Annotated in this window: 13 protein-coding genes and 1 tRNA gene; 4 read left to right on the forward strand and 10 right to left on the reverse strand. The window is 63.5% G+C overall.

The annotated features are described in order from the left end of the window. Positions 1-41 precede the first annotated feature (41 nt). On the reverse strand, positions 42-2,588 hold the full coding sequence (locus NDO55_RS06355; RefSeq protein ID WP_252113490.1) for a penicillin-binding protein 1A: 2,547 nt from the start codon (positions 2,586-2,588) through the stop codon (positions 42-44). A gap of 43 nt (positions 2,589-2,631) precedes the next feature. Then, positions 2,632-3,522, reverse strand: coding sequence for an N-acetylmuramoyl-L-alanine amidase family protein (locus NDO55_RS06360; protein WP_252113492.1), 891 nt, complete (start codon positions 3,520-3,522; stop codon positions 2,632-2,634). Positions 3,523-3,894: 372 nt separating this feature from the next. Between NDO55_RS06360 and NDO55_RS06365 the strand changes: the two genes are divergently transcribed. The 3 genes from NDO55_RS06365 to NDO55_RS06375 all read left to right on the forward strand — a co-directional run bounded on the left by NDO55_RS06365 (position 3,895) and on the right by NDO55_RS06375 (position 8,524). After that, entirely contained in the window at positions 3,895-6,348 is a 2,454-nt protein-coding gene (locus tag NDO55_RS06365) for an Rne/Rng family ribonuclease (RefSeq protein ID WP_252113494.1), read from the forward strand. Between the two features lie 86 nt (positions 6,349-6,434). Continuing rightward, the gene (locus tag NDO55_RS06370; RefSeq protein WP_252113496.1) at positions 6,435-7,799 is read left to right on the forward strand and encodes a M48 family metalloprotease; all 1,365 of its coding nucleotides are present in this window, start codon (positions 6,435-6,437) and stop codon (positions 7,797-7,799) included. A 2-nt stretch (positions 7,800-7,801) separates the two neighbouring features. Further along, positions 7,802-8,524, forward strand: coding sequence for a DsbA family protein (locus NDO55_RS06375; protein WP_252113498.1), 723 nt, complete (start codon positions 7,802-7,804; stop codon positions 8,522-8,524). Here NDO55_RS06375 and NDO55_RS06380 read toward each other — a convergent pair. Both NDO55_RS06380 and NDO55_RS06385 read right to left on the reverse strand, forming a co-directional pair. Continuing rightward, positions 8,521-9,222 carry an RlmE family RNA methyltransferase gene (locus NDO55_RS06380; protein ID WP_252113500.1) on the reverse strand — a complete coding sequence of 234 codons (702 nt, stop codon included), beginning with the start codon at positions 9,220-9,222 and terminating at the stop codon, positions 8,521-8,523. The two genes, NDO55_RS06375 and NDO55_RS06380, sit on opposite strands and share 4 nt — an antisense overlap. 10 nt (positions 9,223-9,232) lie before the next feature. Then, the gene (locus NDO55_RS06385; protein ID WP_252113502.1) at positions 9,233-10,285 is read right to left on the reverse strand and encodes a Ppx/GppA phosphatase family protein; all 1,053 of its coding nucleotides are present in this window, start codon (positions 10,283-10,285) and stop codon (positions 9,233-9,235) included. Between the two features lie 179 nt (positions 10,286-10,464). Between NDO55_RS06385 and NDO55_RS06390 the strand changes: the two genes are divergently transcribed. After that, positions 10,465-10,538, forward strand: a tRNA-Gln gene (locus NDO55_RS06390). 73 nt (positions 10,539-10,611) lie between these two features. Here NDO55_RS06390 and NDO55_RS06395 read toward each other — a convergent pair. The 6 genes from NDO55_RS06395 to NDO55_RS06420 form a co-directional block, all read right to left on the reverse strand. After that, entirely contained in the window at positions 10,612-10,845 is a 234-nt protein-coding gene (locus NDO55_RS06395) for a hypothetical protein (protein ID WP_252113504.1), read from the reverse strand. Positions 10,846-11,000: 155 nt separating this feature from the next. Then, positions 11,001-11,219, reverse strand: coding sequence for a hypothetical protein (locus tag NDO55_RS06400; protein WP_252113506.1), 219 nt, complete (start codon positions 11,217-11,219; stop codon positions 11,001-11,003). A 201-nt stretch (positions 11,220-11,420) separates the two neighbouring features. Then, complete coding sequence (locus NDO55_RS06405; RefSeq protein WP_252113508.1) at positions 11,421-12,029, reverse strand: cell wall hydrolase; 609 nt, start codon at positions 12,027-12,029, stop codon at positions 11,421-11,423. A 289-nt stretch (positions 12,030-12,318) separates the two neighbouring features. Further along, positions 12,319-14,151, reverse strand: a complete 1,833-nt coding sequence (gene typA / locus NDO55_RS06410; RefSeq protein WP_252113510.1) for a translational GTPase TypA — start codon at positions 14,149-14,151, stop codon at positions 12,319-12,321. A 69-nt stretch (positions 14,152-14,220) separates the two neighbouring features. Continuing rightward, entirely contained in the window at positions 14,221-15,249 is a 1,029-nt protein-coding gene (locus NDO55_RS06415) for a TIGR00341 family protein (RefSeq protein WP_252113512.1), read from the reverse strand. Positions 15,250-15,291: 42 nt separating this feature from the next. After that, positions 15,292-15,846, reverse strand: a complete 555-nt coding sequence (locus tag NDO55_RS06420; protein ID WP_252113514.1) for a cytochrome b — start codon at positions 15,844-15,846, stop codon at positions 15,292-15,294. Between the last annotated feature and the right edge of the window lie 74 nt (positions 15,847-15,920).

Consider the following 15,920-nt stretch of genomic DNA (forward strand, 5'->3'; position numbering starts at 1 on the left):
ACCGGCGAAATTTCCGGTGCGATGACTGTTTCCAGTTCGCCCTAGTAAATCCCGCCCTCTCTTTGCAAGAAGTCGCTCTCATCGGGCGGTGGCGGCGCGGCCGGCTGCGGGCGCACCGCAGGCGTGTCAGGGACCACCGGCGCGGCGGGCTGTTCTTCCTCTTCCATCGGGTCGGCCATGCGCGAGGAGCGCCGCGGTTCGGTCTGCGGCTGGAAGGCTTCCCAGATGACCGAACTCTGCCGCTCTTCCTCGCGCGGGAAGGCGCCATAGACGCGTTCGCCGGTGCGGCGGTCGATGCGGACCATGCGAATGCCGGGCGGCGCGACGAACGGTGTCTTGGGTTTGTCGGCAAGCACTTGCTCGGCAAATTGCTGGAAGACCGGCGCGGCGATCGAACCGCCCTGCACCCAACTGCCGCCCATGTCGCGCGGCTCGTCATAACCGATATAAGTGCCGGTCACGATGTCGGGCGTGCCGCCGACGAACCAAACCTCGTTGGGGCCGTTGGTGGTGCCAGTCTTGCCGAACAGCGGACGGTCGAGGCTGGCCAGCCGCGTCGCGGTACCACGCGTCACGACTCCCTCGAGGATGTGGATCATCTGGTAGGCAGCAAGCGGGTCGACGACCTGCCGACCGCGCTGCGGCGGGCGCGGCATCGCTTCGCCATTCCAGTCGGCGGCGTTGCAATTCTCCATCGCAGCGCAGCGATTATCCTCGCGGTAGATCACCTTGCCCGAGCGGTCTTGCACATAGTCGATGAGGCTCGGCTCCACCGCGCGGCCATTATTTGCCATGATCGCATAAGCATTGGTGAGATCGGTGACGGTCACCTCGCCTGCGCCCAGCGCGATCGAGAGGAATTCGGGATGATCGCCGAGGCCAAGCTTGCGGGCATTTTCGGTGACCTTGGACATGCCGGTCTCGCTCGCGGCGCGCACCGTCATCAGGTTGCGCGACTGCTCGACGCCCCAGCGCAGCGTCTTGGGCCCGGCATATTCGCCATCAAAGTTGCGGAAACATTTCTCGCCCAGCTGTGCGCCCTGGTCGACGCAGAAGGGGCTGTCGACGATGGTCGTGGCGGGCGTGAAGCCGTTTTCGAGCGCGGTGAGGTAGACGACCGGCTTGAAGGCTGAGCCGGGTTGGCGGCGCGCCTGTGTGGCGCGGTTATACTGGCTGCCCAGCACGTCAAAGCCGCCCTGCATGGCAAGCACGCGGCCGGTATCGACTTCCTCGGCCACGAAAGCGCCGCCCACCTCGGGGATCGAGCGCAGCGCATAGCGATCATTGCCCTCGTCCTTGACGACGATGATCATGCCGGGCGTGAAGCGGTCGAAAGCCACGCCTCCGCCGCCGCGCACGGGCATGCCTGCCTGGCTGCGCGAAATGGTCGCCGTATCACCGCCGACGAAACCGATCGTTGCGGACCGGCCTTCTTTCTCCAGCACCACCGCCTTCTTCCAGTCGGAAAAGCCCGTGCCGACACGTGCGATGCGCAGCTGGCTTTCCCAATTCTGGCTCATGTCGATGGTCATGCCGAGGTCGCGCCAGCCCTTGGGACCGTCGAAACGGGCCAGCGCCTCGCGCAGCGCTTCGGCGGCGGCGTCCTGCATCGCCGGGTCCATCGAGGTGCGAACCCAGAGGCCGCCCGAATAGACACTGTTCTCGCTATCTTCGGCCTCTTCGCCATAAAGCTCGATCAGCGTGCGGCGAACTTCTTCGAGGAAATAGCCTCCGCGCTCGCGGAAGGCGCGGGCCGACCCGGTCGGGATGGCGGTCAGTTCGATATTCGCAGCGCGGGCGCGCTCTGCTTCGGTGATGAAGCCATTCGCTTCCATCTGGCCCAGCACATAGTTGCGGCGCGCGGTCGCAGCATCCTTGTTGCGAACGGGGTGATAATTGCTCGGCCCCTTGGGGATCGCCGCGAGATAGGCAATTTCGTGGAGGTCGAGATCGTTGACGTCCTTGTCGAAATAGGCGCGCGCGGCGGCCTGGACGCCATAGGCATTCCGGCCGAGGAAAATCTCGTTGAGATAGAGGGCGAGGATTTCTTCCTTGGTGAGCGTATCCTCGATGCGGAAAGCGAGCACCGCCTCGCGTACCTTGCGCAGGATCGAATATTCATCGTCGCCGGTCAGGTTCTTGGCGACCTGCTGGGTGATGGTCGACGAGCCGCGCGAGCGACCGCCGCCAGTGACTTCGGTTTTGAGAAATTCGGCCATTGCCGCGGCCAGGCCCGGATAGTCGATGCCGCCATGCGAGAAGAAGGTCTTGTCCTCGGCCGAAATGAAGGCCTCGACCAGCTGATCGGGATAGTCGTCATAGGACAATTCGACGCGGCGCTGGCGGGCATAGGAGCCGACCAGCTCGCCATCATAGCCGCGCACCATCGTCGGCAAGGCCGGGCGATAGGCGAGGATTTCCTCGCGGCTCATCACATTGGCCGCGATGATTGCGTACATGAGGCCGAAGATGAAAATCGAGCCGATGCCAACGAAGAACAGCCCCCGGAACCAACGCTTTTCGCGCAGCGGGTCGAGCCACTTGTGGACGCGATTGTTGAACGCGACGAGGTCGGGCATTCGGGCCATGGCGACTTCCCTAGCGCCAAGCTACTGGCGCTTCAATGAATGATCAGAGCCCGCGGGTGGCGAGATCGGCCTCGATCGCGCGGGCCAGCGCCTCGACCAGAGGCGCGCGGCCTTCCTTCGTCGACAGGCGCGCTTCGTCCGCGGTGTTGGTGACATAGCCTGCCTCGACCAGCACGCCAGGCGTCTGCGCGAAGCGGAGCACGTAGAAATTGGCGAACTGGTGGGGCGTGGGACGGAGCGGCACATCGCCGGATTCCTCGGCGAACCGCAGCAGGCGACGGGCGAAGGCTGCGCTGGCGGCCATCTGGTCGCGTAGCGCAAGATCGGTGAGAATGAATTCGACCGGTGCGTCTGCATCGCTGACCACGGCGCCCACTCTTTCGCGCTCGGCATCGGCGAGCCGTGCCGCCTCGACCGTCGAGGCAACGTCGCTGAGCGAATAGATGGTCACCCCGGTCGCCTCGGCATTGGGCGCCGCGTCCATGTGGATCGAGACGAAAAGGTCGGCCCCGATGGCGCGGGCGATGGCGGGGCGCTGGTCCAGCGTCAGCGTGTCATCGCCGGTCCGCGTCAGTGCCACGCGCACGCGCCCTGCATCGGCAAGGCGGTCGCGCAATTCTTCGGCCATGGCGAGGGTAAGCGCTTTTTCGTTATTGCGTCCGCTCGCACCGCGCGCACCGCCGTCGCGCCCGCCATGGCCGGGGTCGATCAGCACGAGCAGCGCGTCTTCGGTCCGCGCTTCGCTAATGTCGATTTCGCCCACGGCATCCGGCAATTCCAGACGCACACCACCACGACGCGCTTCCCCGAGAATGGCGTTATCCGCCATTTGCGCCTCGTCCGCATCGCCGGCACGGCCGCCCAGCAACAGCCATCCCGCGCCAAAGACGGCGGCAGCGATGATGGCGAGGACGAGAAGTCGGGCGCGGGACATGTTGGCAAGAGTAAAGCGCCCGCTGGTCGCTGCAAGCGGTCAATCCGTCAATAAATCGCGCTTATGTGGGGTTTGACTTATTGTAACTCGCAAAGTGCGATGCTACCTCGACTTCATTGCGGACCCGATCGGATGATCGTGCGTTCGCATTCTCAAGGGGCCATTCCTACGGCCCCGGCACACGAGGTTGACGCTACATGAGCCAGCAAGACGCCCTACGAACGCACGCCGACCGGCGGTGCGGCGCGTCGCTCATGCATGCAGCAGCAGATATTCTGACCATTGCGCCCGGACCGGCATTTTCGTCGGCCGGCGCCTTACACATGCCGTGGCTCCAGCGCGACACGCGCCCCCACGGACGGAGAGTTATTGATGACAACGCGCATGTTGATCGACGCGCGCCACCCGGAAGAAACCCGGGTAGCGGTCGCCGACGGGAACCGTATTCAGGAATTTGATTTCGAATCCAGCGAGCACAAACAGCTCAAAGGCAACATTTATCTAGCGAAAGTTACGCGGGTCGAACCCTCGCTCCAGGCGGCGTTCGTCGACTATGGCGGCAACCGCCATGGCTTCCTGGCTTTCAGCGAAATCCACCCTGATTATTACCAGATCCCCAAAGAGGATCGTGATGCCCTGCTCGCCGAAGAAGCCGAGCATGCCGCCGAAGAAGCCCGCCTTCGCGAGAAGGAAGAGGAAGATATTGACGGCGAGGACGAGGCCGAGGTCGAAGAAGCCGGCCAGGCGTCGGACGAAAGCCCGGTCGACGAGACTGCGGTCGAGCAGGTCCGCAACAAGCGCCGCGCGCTGCGTCGTCGCTACAAGATCCAGGACGTCATCCAGCGCCGCCAGGTGCTGCTGGTCCAGGTCGTCAAGGAAGAGCGTGGAAACAAGGGCGCGGCCCTCACCACCTATCTCAGCCTTGCCGGCCGCTATTGCGTGCTCATGCCCAACACCAGCCATGGCGGTGGCATCAGCCGCAAGATTTCCAACGGCAAGGATCGCAAGCGCCTCAAGCAGATCATGAGCGACCTCAAGCTGCCGAGCAGCATGGGGCTGATCGTGCGCACGGCAGGCCTGTCGCGCACCAAGACCGAGATCAAGCGCGACTTCGATTATCTCGCCCGCCTGTGGGACGAGATTCGCGAAAAGACGCTCAAATCCTCCGCACCCAGCCTCATCTATCGCGACAGCGACCTGGTGAAGCGCGCAATCCGCGACCTTTACAGTCGCGAGATCGACGAGGTGATGGTCGAGGGCGAGGAAGGCTACAAGGCCGCGCGGCGCTTCATGAAATTGCTCATGCCGAGCCATGTGCGGCGGGTGAAGCAATATGCCGACCCCACGCCCATCTTCCAGCGCTACGGTGTCGAGGACCAGCTCACGGGCATGTACCAGCCGGTCGTCCAGCTCAAATCGGGCGGCTATCTGGTCATCAACCCGACCGAGGCCCTGGTGTCGATCGACATCAACTCGGGCCGCTCCACCAAGGAGCATAATATCGAGAATACCGCCTTCCAGACGAATCTGGAGGCGGCCAAAGAAATCGCCCGCCAGCTGCGCCTGCGCGACATGGCCGGTCTCGTGGTCATCGACTTCATCGACATGGAGCAGAACAGCCACAACCGGAAGGTCGAGAAGGCCATGAAGGAAGCGCTGAAGAACGACCGCGCCCGTATCCAGGTCGGCCGCATCAGCTCCTTCGGCCTGCTCGAGATGAGCCGCCAGCGCCTGCGCACCGGCGTGCTCGAAGCCTCCACGCACAGCTGCCCGCATTGCGATGGCACCGGCCTGATGCGCACGGCATCTTCGTCGGGTCTGTCGGCGCTGCGCATGATCGAGGACGAGGCTGCGCGCGGCAAAGGCACGACCATCGTGCTGTGTGCCGGCCGCGATGCTGCGATCTTCCTTCTCAACAAGAAGCGCGCCGAACTGGCCGAGGTCGAGGAACGCTATGGCGTAACCGTCGAAGTCGAAATCGACGAAGAGTTCGAAGGCGCCAAGATGCGGGTCGAATCCAAGGGCCCGCGCCCGGCCAAGCGCCCGAGGCAGGCCCCGATCGTCGACGAAGAACCCGAGCCCATCGAGGACGAGGAAGAAATCGACGAAATCGAGGACGAAGAGGACGAGGACGACAAGCCCAAGCGTCGCCGCCGCCGCCGTGGCGGTCGCGGACGTCGTCGTGGTGGTCGTGGTCGCGGCGGCGAGGCTCGCCAGGACGATGGCGACAATGGCGAGGACGACAAGTCCGACGACAAGGCTGGCGATGACGCCAAGCCGGACGCCGAGCCTGAAGCCGAAGAAAAGCCCAAGCCCAAGCGCCGCACGCGCAAGAAGAAGGACGAGGACGCCAAGGCCGACAAGCCCGAGGCGGACGAGGCCAAGAACGACGATGAGGGCGAGGAGAAGCCCAAGACCCGTCGCCGTCCGCGTGCCAAGGCCAAGGAAGAGGGCGACAAGGCCGAAGCCGACAGCAAGGCCGAGGCGGAAGAAAAGCCCAAGCCCAAGCGCCGCACGCGCGCCAAGAAGGCCGAGACCGAGGAAAAGGTTGAGACCAAGGGCGCCGAGGAAGGCGAAAAGCCCAAGCGCCGCACCCGCAAGAAAGCGGCGCCCAAGGCCGACACGCCGGAAGAGCCCAAGGCGACGCCGGATGAGCCTGCAGTCGGTTCGGCTGGCACGGCCAAAGCCAAGGCGAAGGCCAAGCCCAAGAAGAAGGCCGAGGACAAGCCGGCCAAGGAAGAGCCTGCCCCTGCCCCCGCCGCCAATGAAGGCGACGGCGACGGCGGCGAACCCCGCCGCGGCTGGTGGCAGCGCACCTTCGGCTAAGCTGTGATATGATGACGCCGTCCGGTCCCATGACCGGGCGGCGTTTTTCATCGCCCGTTCAGGGCAAGAGTGGGAGTGACAGCGACATGACGCGACACACTCACCGGCTGATCGCACTGATCGCCGCCATATTCATGATGATGGCGATGACGGCGCGACCTGCGCTGGCACAGAGCATCCTTCGCGATGCCGAAACCGAGGCATTGTTCCGCGATATCAGCGATCCGCTCGTCGAGGCGGCCGGCATGCGCCCCGGCAATGTCGAATTCGTCCTGCTCTCCGACCAGTCGATCAACGCCTTCGTCGCCGGCGGACAGCGTGTTTACATCCATTCGGGGCTGATCATGGAGGCCGATCATGTCGGCCAGCTACAGGCCGTCATCGCGCACGAGCTTGGCCATGTCGAAGGCGGGCATATCATCCGCCTCCAGGACGGGTTCGGCCAAGCCGGCGCCATCACCATCGCCTCGCTGATCCTCGGCGGGCTCGCCATTGCCGCGGGGGCGGGCGAAGCCGGACTCGGCGCCATGGCATTGGGCCAGCAGGTCGCGACCAGCCAGTTCCTCGCTTTCTCGCGGACCCAGGAAACCAGCGCCGACATGGCCGGTGCGCGCTACCTCAAGGAAGCCGGTATTTCGGGCCGCGGCTTCATCGAATTCTTCCAGAAGCTGCAGAACCAGGAATATCGTCTCAATATCCGCCAGGATAATGGCTATGCGCGCACCCACCCGATGAACCGCGACCGCATCGCCTCGCTGAGCAACCAGCTGATGATCGACCCGGCGTGGAACCGTCCCAACGACCCCGAGCTCGAGCGGCGCTTCCAGCGCGTGAAGGCCAAGCTCATCGGCTACATCAACCCGGCCCGCGCGACGCGCGACTATGGCGCCGAAGACCAGAGCGTGCCTGCCATCACGGCGCGCGCCTACGCCTATCATCGGGGCGGCTATCCCGATCAGGCGCTGCGCGAGACGACCAAGCTCGTCACCATGATGCCGGACGATCCCTACATGCTCGAACTGCACGGCCAGGTCCTGCTCGAATCGGGTTTCCCGATGGACGCGCTCGAACCGCTGCGCCGCGCGGCCGAGATCGCGCCGGACGAGCCGCTGATCGCATCGACCTTCGGCCATGCGCTCATCGCGACCGAGGACACGTCCTATTATCCCGAGGCAAAGCAGATCCTGCGGGCCGCAGTGGCGCGCGACCGGACCAATGCCTTTGCCTGGTACCAGCTTGGCGTCATCTATTCCTACGAGGGCGACGAGGCTCGTGCCGCGCTCGCCAGCGCCGAGCGCTTCCATCTCACCGGCCAGCACCAGATGGCGCGCATTTCCGCGCGCCGCGCCATGGCGGGCATCGAGGCGGCCAGCCCCGACCATATCCGCGCACAGGACATTTTACTCGTCAGCGAGCATGAGTTACGCAAGGCGGGCGAGGACATAGACTGATCATGGAAAAATCCACTCTTGGCGCCGCTCTGGTTGGCGGCATCGTCGGCGCGGCCGTCAGTGCGGGCCTGTTGCTCAGCATCGGGCCGCAGATGATGGGCGAACGCATGGTGCGCAGCACCTTGCTCGAACAGCCCGAAATCCTGCTCGAAGCCGGCGACGTGCTGCGCGATCGCCAGTTCGCGCCGATCCTCGAGGCCAATCGCGAATTGTTCGAGACGCCGTTCGCTTCAAGCGTTCAGGGCGCCTCTGCCGAAGATGCCGACGTCGTGATGGTCGAGTTTTACGACTATGCCTGCGGCTATTGTCGACAGGCCAAGCCCGACATCGACCGACTGCTCAAGGAAGATCCCAAGCTGCGCGTCGTCTATCGCGAATATCCGGTGCTCGGCCCCGCCAGCATCGTCGCCGCGCAGGCCTCGCTCGCCGCGTCCGAAGCCGGCAAGTTCTATGAATTCCACGAAGCGCTCTATGCGCTCGGCGCACCGACCGAGGAAAGCATCGGTGCCGCCTTGGAAAGCGTCGGGCTCGACATGGAAGCGGCCATCAGCAAGCCCGAATATCAGGCCGAATTGCAGAAGAATTATGAGCTTGCGGGCCTGGTCGGCGCGACGGGCACCCCGGTGTTCGTGATCGGCGACCGCGTCATCAATTCGGCTGACGGCTACCAAGCTTACAAGGACGCCATCGAGGCCGCTCGCGCCAAGGCCGAGCGCGACAGCTAGGCCTCGTCCGCGGCGACATCCTCTTCACGGCCGCGAAAACCTTTTGCGACGACATACCATTCGCTCGAACCCTTGCGGCTGGCTGGCGGCTTGGCATGTTTCACACTTTCGAAATTGCGGTTGAGCAGCTGGACAAGCTCCTTGTCCGCGCCGCCCGCCAGCACCTTCGCGACAAACGCTCCGCCCGGACGCAGTACGTCGAGCGCGAAGTCCAATCCCGCCTCGACGAGCCCCATGGTGCGCAAATGGTCGGTCTGCTTATGCCCGATCGTATTGGCAGCCATGTCGGATAGGACGAGGTCGGCAGGTCCCCCCAGTTCAGCCTTGAGCCGGTCCGGGGCATCGTCGTCCATGAAATCCATTTCCAGCAGGACAGCACCGTCGATCGGATCGGTCGGCAGCAAGTCGATCCCGACCACGCGGGCCTGCGGCGATTTTTGGCGCACGACCTGAGTCCAGCCGCCCGGCGCCACGCCAAGATCGACGACGCCTTTGACGCCCTTTAACAGCTTGAAGCGCTCATCGAGCTCGAGCAATTTGTAGGCGGCCCGGCTGCGATAGCCGTCAGCATGTGCTTTCTTGACGTAGGGGTCGTCGAGCTGGCGTTGCAGCCAGGCCGTCGATGCAGCGCTGCGACGTTTGGCCGTCCGCACCCGTTCCTTGCCGCCCTTGCGGCCGCGTCCTGTTCCTCTTGGCATGACGTCCGCCCTACATCCGATAACCGTCGCGCGCCATGAGGCTGCGCAGGATACCTTCGCGAATTCCGCGATCGGCAATGCCCAATTCGCCCGCTGGCCAGATATCGAGGATCGCCTCGAGGATGGCGCAGCCGGCAACCACCATATCGGCGCGTTCCGAGCCGATACAGGGCAAGGCAGCCCGGCCGTCAAAGTCGGCCTTGGCGATATATTGCGAAATGTCGCGCATGGCATCGATGGGCACATGCAGCCCGTCCACGGCGCGGCGGTCGTAGCTCGGCAATTCGAGATAGACGCTCGCAAGCGTAGTGACGGTGCCGCTCGTCCCGAGCAGGCGGATATCGTCGCGATCCTTGGGCAGCCATTCGGAGAAACGGGCGAAACCCTCGCGCGCGCGATTGCGCATGCGCTCATAGGCGGCGAGCCGGTCCTTGCCCTCGAGATTCTCGCGCCCCTCGCTCTCGGTCAGGCTGACGACGCCCCAAGGCGCCGACCACCACGCACGGATCTTGGGCAGGTCGCCATCGGGCTCGACCAGCACGAGTTCGGTCGAGCCGCCGCCAATGTCGAAAATGACCGCGGGCCCGTCGCCGGGTCCTAGCAGCTTGTGGCAGCCGAGCACGGCGAGCCGCGCTTCTTCCTGCGGTGCAATGATGTCGAGCGCGATTCCGGTTTCGCGGCGGACCCGGTCGACGAACTGACGCCCGTTGGCCGCACGGCGGCACGCCTCGGTGGCGACCGAGCGCGCGAGCGTCACGTTGCGACGGCGCAGTTTCTGCGAACAGACCGACAATGCGGAGACGGCGCGGTCCATCGATTCCTGGCTCAATCGTCCCGACGTCGCGAGCCCCTCGCCCAGCCGGACGATGCGCGAAAATGCGTCGATGACGGTAAAGCCTTCCTGCCGGTCGGGGCGCGCGATCAGCAACCGACAATTGTTGGTGCCGAGATCGAGCGCGCCATAGCAGCCATTGCTGGCCGGAGGCGGACCACTAGCCTTGTTTCGCCGCCGCTTACCCCTCGATGTGCGGCGCGGCGGCACCTTTGCGGCGTCTTGCGCCATGAAACGTCTTCCAAACACGACACCGCGTCCCCAATTGGGCGCGGCTGACCTGAGGCCCTTTTAGCCGCGAATGACGCCAAAGTGCAATGTAGAGCCGACGCAAGCTGTTGACAGCAAAGCGCCCCTCACCTATTTCGCCGCCCACGCAGCGGGACGCGTGATCTTCGCGCCGCTCCTGATGCCCCATCGTCTAATGGTAAGACTACGGACTCTGAATCCGTCAATCGTGGTTCGAATCCACGTGGGGCATCCATTTCTTTCTGAAAATCAGAAACGACGACCCGCAGCGCTGTCTCAACCGCGGGCCGCCTTCGATTCAACGTCAGCTACACGTTGAATTCGTCGCACTTGCCAGTGGCATTCTGGTTGGGATGCGCTCGCCCGTTGGGCAGCAGGCGGACGATATAGTCGACCTCGCTGTCGGGGCATTGCGCGCGATACGGGCCGCTTTCGGGCGGGCCCTTGGTCTGGCTGTAGGGGGACGGGGCTGCCCAGGCGAGTGCCGGCACGGCGACCAATGCAGCGGCCGTGGCGGCCAGTTTGGAAGTGAAGTTCATCATGGCTCCTTGTCGTTAGGGAGCGAGACTTTTCGGCCTGCCATGCTTGCCGCTTGCTTGTGCTTTCCTCCGCTTCGGACACGACATTCGATCAAACGAAAACGGCGCCCATGAAGGACGCCGTTCCGAATGAATCTACTTGCGTGGTGCGGCTAGAATCAGGTCTCCCCGCATTCATCGGCAATCGACTGAGCGTTGCGTTGCAGGCGGAAGATATAGGTGAAGAACCCCGTTTCGCTGCTGAAGCAGCTCGAGCTTTGCACGCTACTCGTCGAAGTGCTGGCGGGTTGGGAGAAGGGCGAGGTCGCCGCAACGGCGATGGTAGGGAGCGCCAGAAGGGCGGCGGCCGATGCGGCCAGTTTCGTTGCGATTTTCATAGTCTCAGCTCCTGTTGATCGGGGAGCCATGAATGTTCGCTGCAATTGCTTGCCGCTTGCTTGTGCTTTGCTCCGCATCGGACCGGACCTTGCACGGACGCGAAAACGGGGCCGTGAGAGCTGATGCCCTCACGACCCCGCTAACGCCTCCCGCTAGGTGTAACGAGAGTGGGAGGCGAAGCTCCCTCGATACGAAACGGCTTAGGCTTCGTAGAAAATGTGGACCCCGACCTTGGCGACGCGGTCGAGATTGTGGCGCCACACCGGCTTTACATAGTCGGCATGATACCAGAGCACGTCACCGCGAACGATGTCGTGGCTCTCGTCGATGGCAACCTGCGCGACCGCCTTGGCCGTGTCCCAGGACTTGCCTTCGGTGATCTTCGGAAACTTGCGGTTGGTGACGAAGCTGAATTGCGCCTTCTGCTTGATCACGTCGCACCAATTGTCGGGATACTGATCGCTATCGGTGCGATTCATGACGACATCGGCGACGGCCAGCTGGCCTTCGAGATCCTGATTGCGTGCTTCGAAATAGACAGCGTTGGCGAGGCACCATTCCTGTGCGCTCAGCTCGCTATCGGCGATGCCGCGATTTTCTGCGACCAGCTCGGGAAGCGTCTTGTCTTCCTCATGAGCTTCCTCGGTCTCTTCGACCGCGGCCGCCTCGATCGCCCAACCGGCGACCTTCTGCTCTTCGGTAAAGCTGAACTTGTCGATCGTTGCGCCGACCGCTTCCGACCCACCGGCCGTCACAAGCAAAGCAAACCCCATCACCGGCGCCAGGCCGGCCCCCAAAATGCGCTTCATTATGTCTCTAAGTCAGTGCGGCCAGTCTGCAGTGATGCGCCCCACTCGCTCCGGGGTCGTTCGCATCGTGCGCGCTGTCCGTCTCGCCCTCGCTCTTCGCCTACCCTCCACGGCGGCGCGAGCCCTCGCTCTTCTCTCGTTACAGGGGTCTATTTAGGGAATTGTTCACCAGACGCAAGTTTTCCGTCGATGAACGGTTCCCACATTGAGACGAAGCCCGCAACCTATTGATTTTCTTGGTTTTTCTGTCGCGCACATTAACCAAAAACTGTCCAGGAGATGAACAGAATCAGGCGTTTTCGAGGCGTTTGGACGCTTTCTTGCGCTCGTGCGGGTCAAGATGGCGCTTGCGGATGCGGATCGCGCCTGGCGTCACTTCGACCAGCTCGTCATCCTGGATATAGGCGATCGCCTGCTCCAGCGTCATGCGACGCGGCGGCGTGAGGCGGATTCCTTCATCCTTGCCCGAGGCGCGGAAGTTGGTGAGCTGTTTGGACTTCTGGGCATTGACCTCGAGGTCCTGCGGCTTGGCATTCTCGCCAATCACCATGCCTTGGTAAAGCGGCTCGCCGGGGCTGACGAACAGGATGCCGCGATCTTCCAGCGCATTGAGCGCATAGGCGACCGCATCGCCCTTCTCCATCGAGATCATCGCGCCATTGGCACGGCCTTCGATCTTGCCCTTGTGGGGGCCGTACTTTTCGAAGACGCGGTTCATGATGCCGGTGCCGCGCGTGTCGGACAGGAATTCGCCATGATAGCCGATGAGGCCACGTGACGGTGCGCTGAAGGTCAGGCGGGTCTTGCCCGAGCCCGAGGGACGCATGTCGGTCATTTCGGCCTTGCGGAGCGCCATCTTGTCGATGACCGTGCCCGAATAATCGTCATCCACGTCGACGACGACGGTCTCGTACGGCTCTTCCTTGCCGTCCGGGCCATCGCGGAACAGCACGCGCGGGCGGCTGATCGACAGTTCGAATCCTTCGCGGCGCATATTCTCAATGAGCACGCCGAGCTGCAATTCGCCGCGGCCGGCCACTTCGAATGCATCCTTTTCGGCGCTTTCGGACACGCGGATTGCGACATTGGTTTCGGCTTCGCGCTCAAGGCGGTCGCGGATAACGCGGCTCTGCACCTTGTCGCCATCCTGGCCCGCAAAGGGGCTGTCATTGACCGCGAAGGTCATGCTGAGAGTCGGCGGATCGATCTCGCTCGCCGGAACCGGCTCGACGGTATTTGGGGTGCCGATGGTGTTCGAGACGGTGGCCTTTTCAAGGCCCGCGATGGCGACGATGTCCCCAGCTTCGGCCTGCTCGACCGGTACGCGCTCGAGACCGCGGAAGGCGAACAGCTTGCTGAGGCGCCCTTCCTCGACCTTGTTGCCATGCACGTCGATCGCCTTGATCGGGTCGCCGACCTTGAGCGTGCCCTGCTCGATACGACCGGTCAGGATACGGCCGAGGAAGTTGTCGCGGTCCAGCAGGGTCGCGAGCATCTTGAACTCGGCATCCTTGTCGAGGCCCGGCGCCGGGACATGATCGACGATGGTCTCGAACAGCGGCGTTAGGTCGCCCTCGCGCGCTGCCGGATCGGTCGAAGCATAGCCCGAGCGGCCCGAGGCATAGAGCGCGGGAAAATCGAGCTGATTATCATTGGCGTCGAGCGTCAGGAATAGTTCGAAGACTTCGTCGAGCACTTCGGCTTCGCGCGCATCGGGACGGTCGATCTTGTTGACGACGACGATCGGACGCAGCCCCAGGCCCAGCGCCTTCTGGCAAACGAACTTGGTCTGCGGCATCGGGCCCTCGGCCGCATCGACCAGAAGGATGACGCCATCGACCATGCTGAGGATACGCTCCACCTCGGCACCGAAGTCGGCGTGGCCGGGCGTATCGACGATGTTAATCCGCATCGGCTCGCGCCCTTCGCCCTGCCACTCGATCGAGGTGCACTTGGCGAGAATGGTAATGCCGCGCTCTTTCTCAAGCTCGTTCGAGTCCATGGCGCGTTCTTCGACGCGCTGATTGTCGCGGAAGGTCCCCGACTGACGGAAAAGCTGGTCGACGAGGGTGGTTTTGCCATGGTCGACGTGCGCGATGATCGCGACGTTGCGAAGTTGCATAATCTTGTTCCTGAAGGAGTTTGGGCGCGCCCTACAGCAAAGTCGGCCGTGCTGCAATGCAGCACGTGATCAGAGCCCCGGCAGCTGCGGCGGGTCGAATCCGAACAAGGCCCAACCGGCCAGTGCCGCGACAAAAACCAGCAATATCAATGTCCACGCCGCGATGATGCCACCGGTCATTCGCCAATTTTTCGGCGGCAGACCCTGAAGCAGGAAGGTCACGATGCCGGCCAGGTTCACCGCCACGAGATTGGTCATGAAAAGATAGAGTGCACCGACAGCAAATGGGATCAAGCCCTTGGCGAGGAATACTCCGGCGGCAGCCAGCGGCGGTACCAGCGCTACCGCGATCATGACGCCTACCAACGAGATGGCGCGGCCTCGACTGAATGCGAGGACACCCGCCGCCCCACTCGCCAGCGCCAGCGCGACATCGGAAGGCTTTACCGAGGCGCGCAGCAAGAGCTCGGGCTCACCCGTATCGATTGCGATGAAGCTTCCCATGACGAAAGTGACCAAGACGGCCAGCAACGCGCCCGCCGACAATGCACCCATCGCTTTCGCGAAAATCCTCCGGTCGCCGACCGTGCTGCCGAGTGCCATGCCCATCGCCGGCCCCAACAGAGGGGCGACGACCATGGCGCCGATAATCACCGCGACATTCCCCGCCCGCATGCCAAGCGCTGCGATGATCGCAGATAAAGCCACCATCACGAGATAAGCGGGGCGCAGTGCGATGCTGGGACCGATATCGTCGTAAAGCTCGTCGGTACTCAGGCGATCACGGCTGAAAAAGGCTTCGATTGCCGTCGAAGGTTTCACCGCCGATCCGCCGCTCGCAAGTCGGGGTCTGGTGAGTGTCGGGATGACCGCCTCGGTTTCGAGGACGATCACCTCAAAGCCTTCGACACCGACAAACTCCGCTTCGAGTTCATCGAGAAGGCGTTCCAGCTCTGGCGCCGCCACGAGGCAGGCAAATTGTTCGCGCGGTCCGGGCGAGGCGGCGCGCCAATAACGCTCGCCATGCGCGCTAAGCAGCGCCTCGACGCTTATCGTCAGCTCATCCGGAACAAGTATCTCGACAAGGCGCGCATGCATGCTGACCACATACCGCCTGAGTCAGCGCAACGCCAATCCTTGCTAGCGGTTCGCCGGCCCCTTGAACGGCCACATCCGGCCCGCAGCCGCGGTTCGCTTGCTCTGATGGTAGAGCCCGGCGACGAGATGCACGCCGAGCAGGGCCGCAAACCACCAGACATAGGTCTCGTGTGCATCGCCCGCGAAATCGGCGATCGGCTCGGTCACGCCCGGAAGCGCGGGGATGGTAATCCCGCCTTTGAGTTCGACCGGCCCGCGGTCCGAGATGGCGACGAGGCCACCCAGCGGGATGAGCAGGATGAACCCGTAGAGAAGCAGATGGCTCACCTTGGCGCCTACGCGTTCCCAGGCCTCGAGCTGCTGCGGTATTGGCGGTGCCGGCTTGAAGAAACGCGTCGCCACGCGAAGGATGGCCACCACGAGCAGCAGCACCCCGAACGTCTTGTGCCAGGCGAACATGTCGGTGCGCTCGGGCGTCCCGCGCTCGAACACTTGGTGGAACATGTAGCCGGTATAGAATTGGGTGAGCACCAAGGCCGCCGACAACCAGTGCCAGAATGCCGCCACGCTCGAATAACGGTGAATGCCCACGCCCATAATCGCTCTCCCTCTCGTAGGGAGAGTGAATCACGCAAAGGCGTGCGGGGCAAGCGGCATTTGGCCGCCTGCCC

The organism is Sphingomicrobium sediminis (assembly GCF_023805295.1).
GTDB lineage: Bacteria > Pseudomonadota > Alphaproteobacteria > Sphingomonadales > Sphingomonadaceae > Sphingomicrobium > Sphingomicrobium sediminis.

Coding starts and splice junctions, on each gene's coding strand:
- NDO55_RS06405 (WP_252113508.1), bottom strand. CDS start 12,029: ATGAAGCGCATTTTGGGGGCCGGCCTGGCGCCGGTGATGGGGTTTGCT.
- NDO55_RS06370 (WP_252113496.1), top strand. CDS start 6,435: ATGACGCGACACACTCACCGGCTGATCGCACTGATCGCCGCCATATTC.
- NDO55_RS06400 (WP_252113506.1), bottom strand. CDS start 11,219: ATGAAAATCGCAACGAAACTGGCCGCATCGGCCGCCGCCCTTCTGGCG.
- NDO55_RS06360 (WP_252113492.1), bottom strand. CDS start 3,522: ATGTCCCGCGCCCGACTTCTCGTCCTCGCCATCATCGCTGCCGCCGTC.
- NDO55_RS06365 (WP_252113494.1), top strand. CDS start 3,895: ATGACAACGCGCATGTTGATCGACGCGCGCCACCCGGAAGAAACCCGG.
- NDO55_RS06420 (WP_252113514.1), bottom strand. CDS start 15,846: ATGGGCGTGGGCATTCACCGTTATTCGAGCGTGGCGGCATTCTGGCAC.
- NDO55_RS06375 (WP_252113498.1), top strand. CDS start 7,802: ATGGAAAAATCCACTCTTGGCGCCGCTCTGGTTGGCGGCATCGTCGGC.
- NDO55_RS06385 (WP_252113502.1), bottom strand. CDS start 10,285: ATGGCGCAAGACGCCGCAAAGGTGCCGCCGCGCCGCACATCGAGGGGT.
- typA (WP_252113510.1), bottom strand. CDS start 14,151: ATGCAACTTCGCAACGTCGCGATCATCGCGCACGTCGACCATGGCAAA.
- NDO55_RS06355 (WP_252113490.1), bottom strand. CDS start 2,588: ATGGCCCGAATGCCCGACCTCGTCGCGTTCAACAATCGCGTCCACAAG.
- NDO55_RS06395 (WP_252113504.1), bottom strand. CDS start 10,845: ATGATGAACTTCACTTCCAAACTGGCCGCCACGGCCGCTGCATTGGTC.
- NDO55_RS06380 (WP_252113500.1), bottom strand. CDS start 9,222: ATGCCAAGAGGAACAGGACGCGGCCGCAAGGGCGGCAAGGAACGGGTG.
- NDO55_RS06415 (WP_252113512.1), bottom strand. CDS start 15,249: ATGCATGCGCGCCTTGTCGAGATACTTGTTCCGGATGAGCTGACGATA.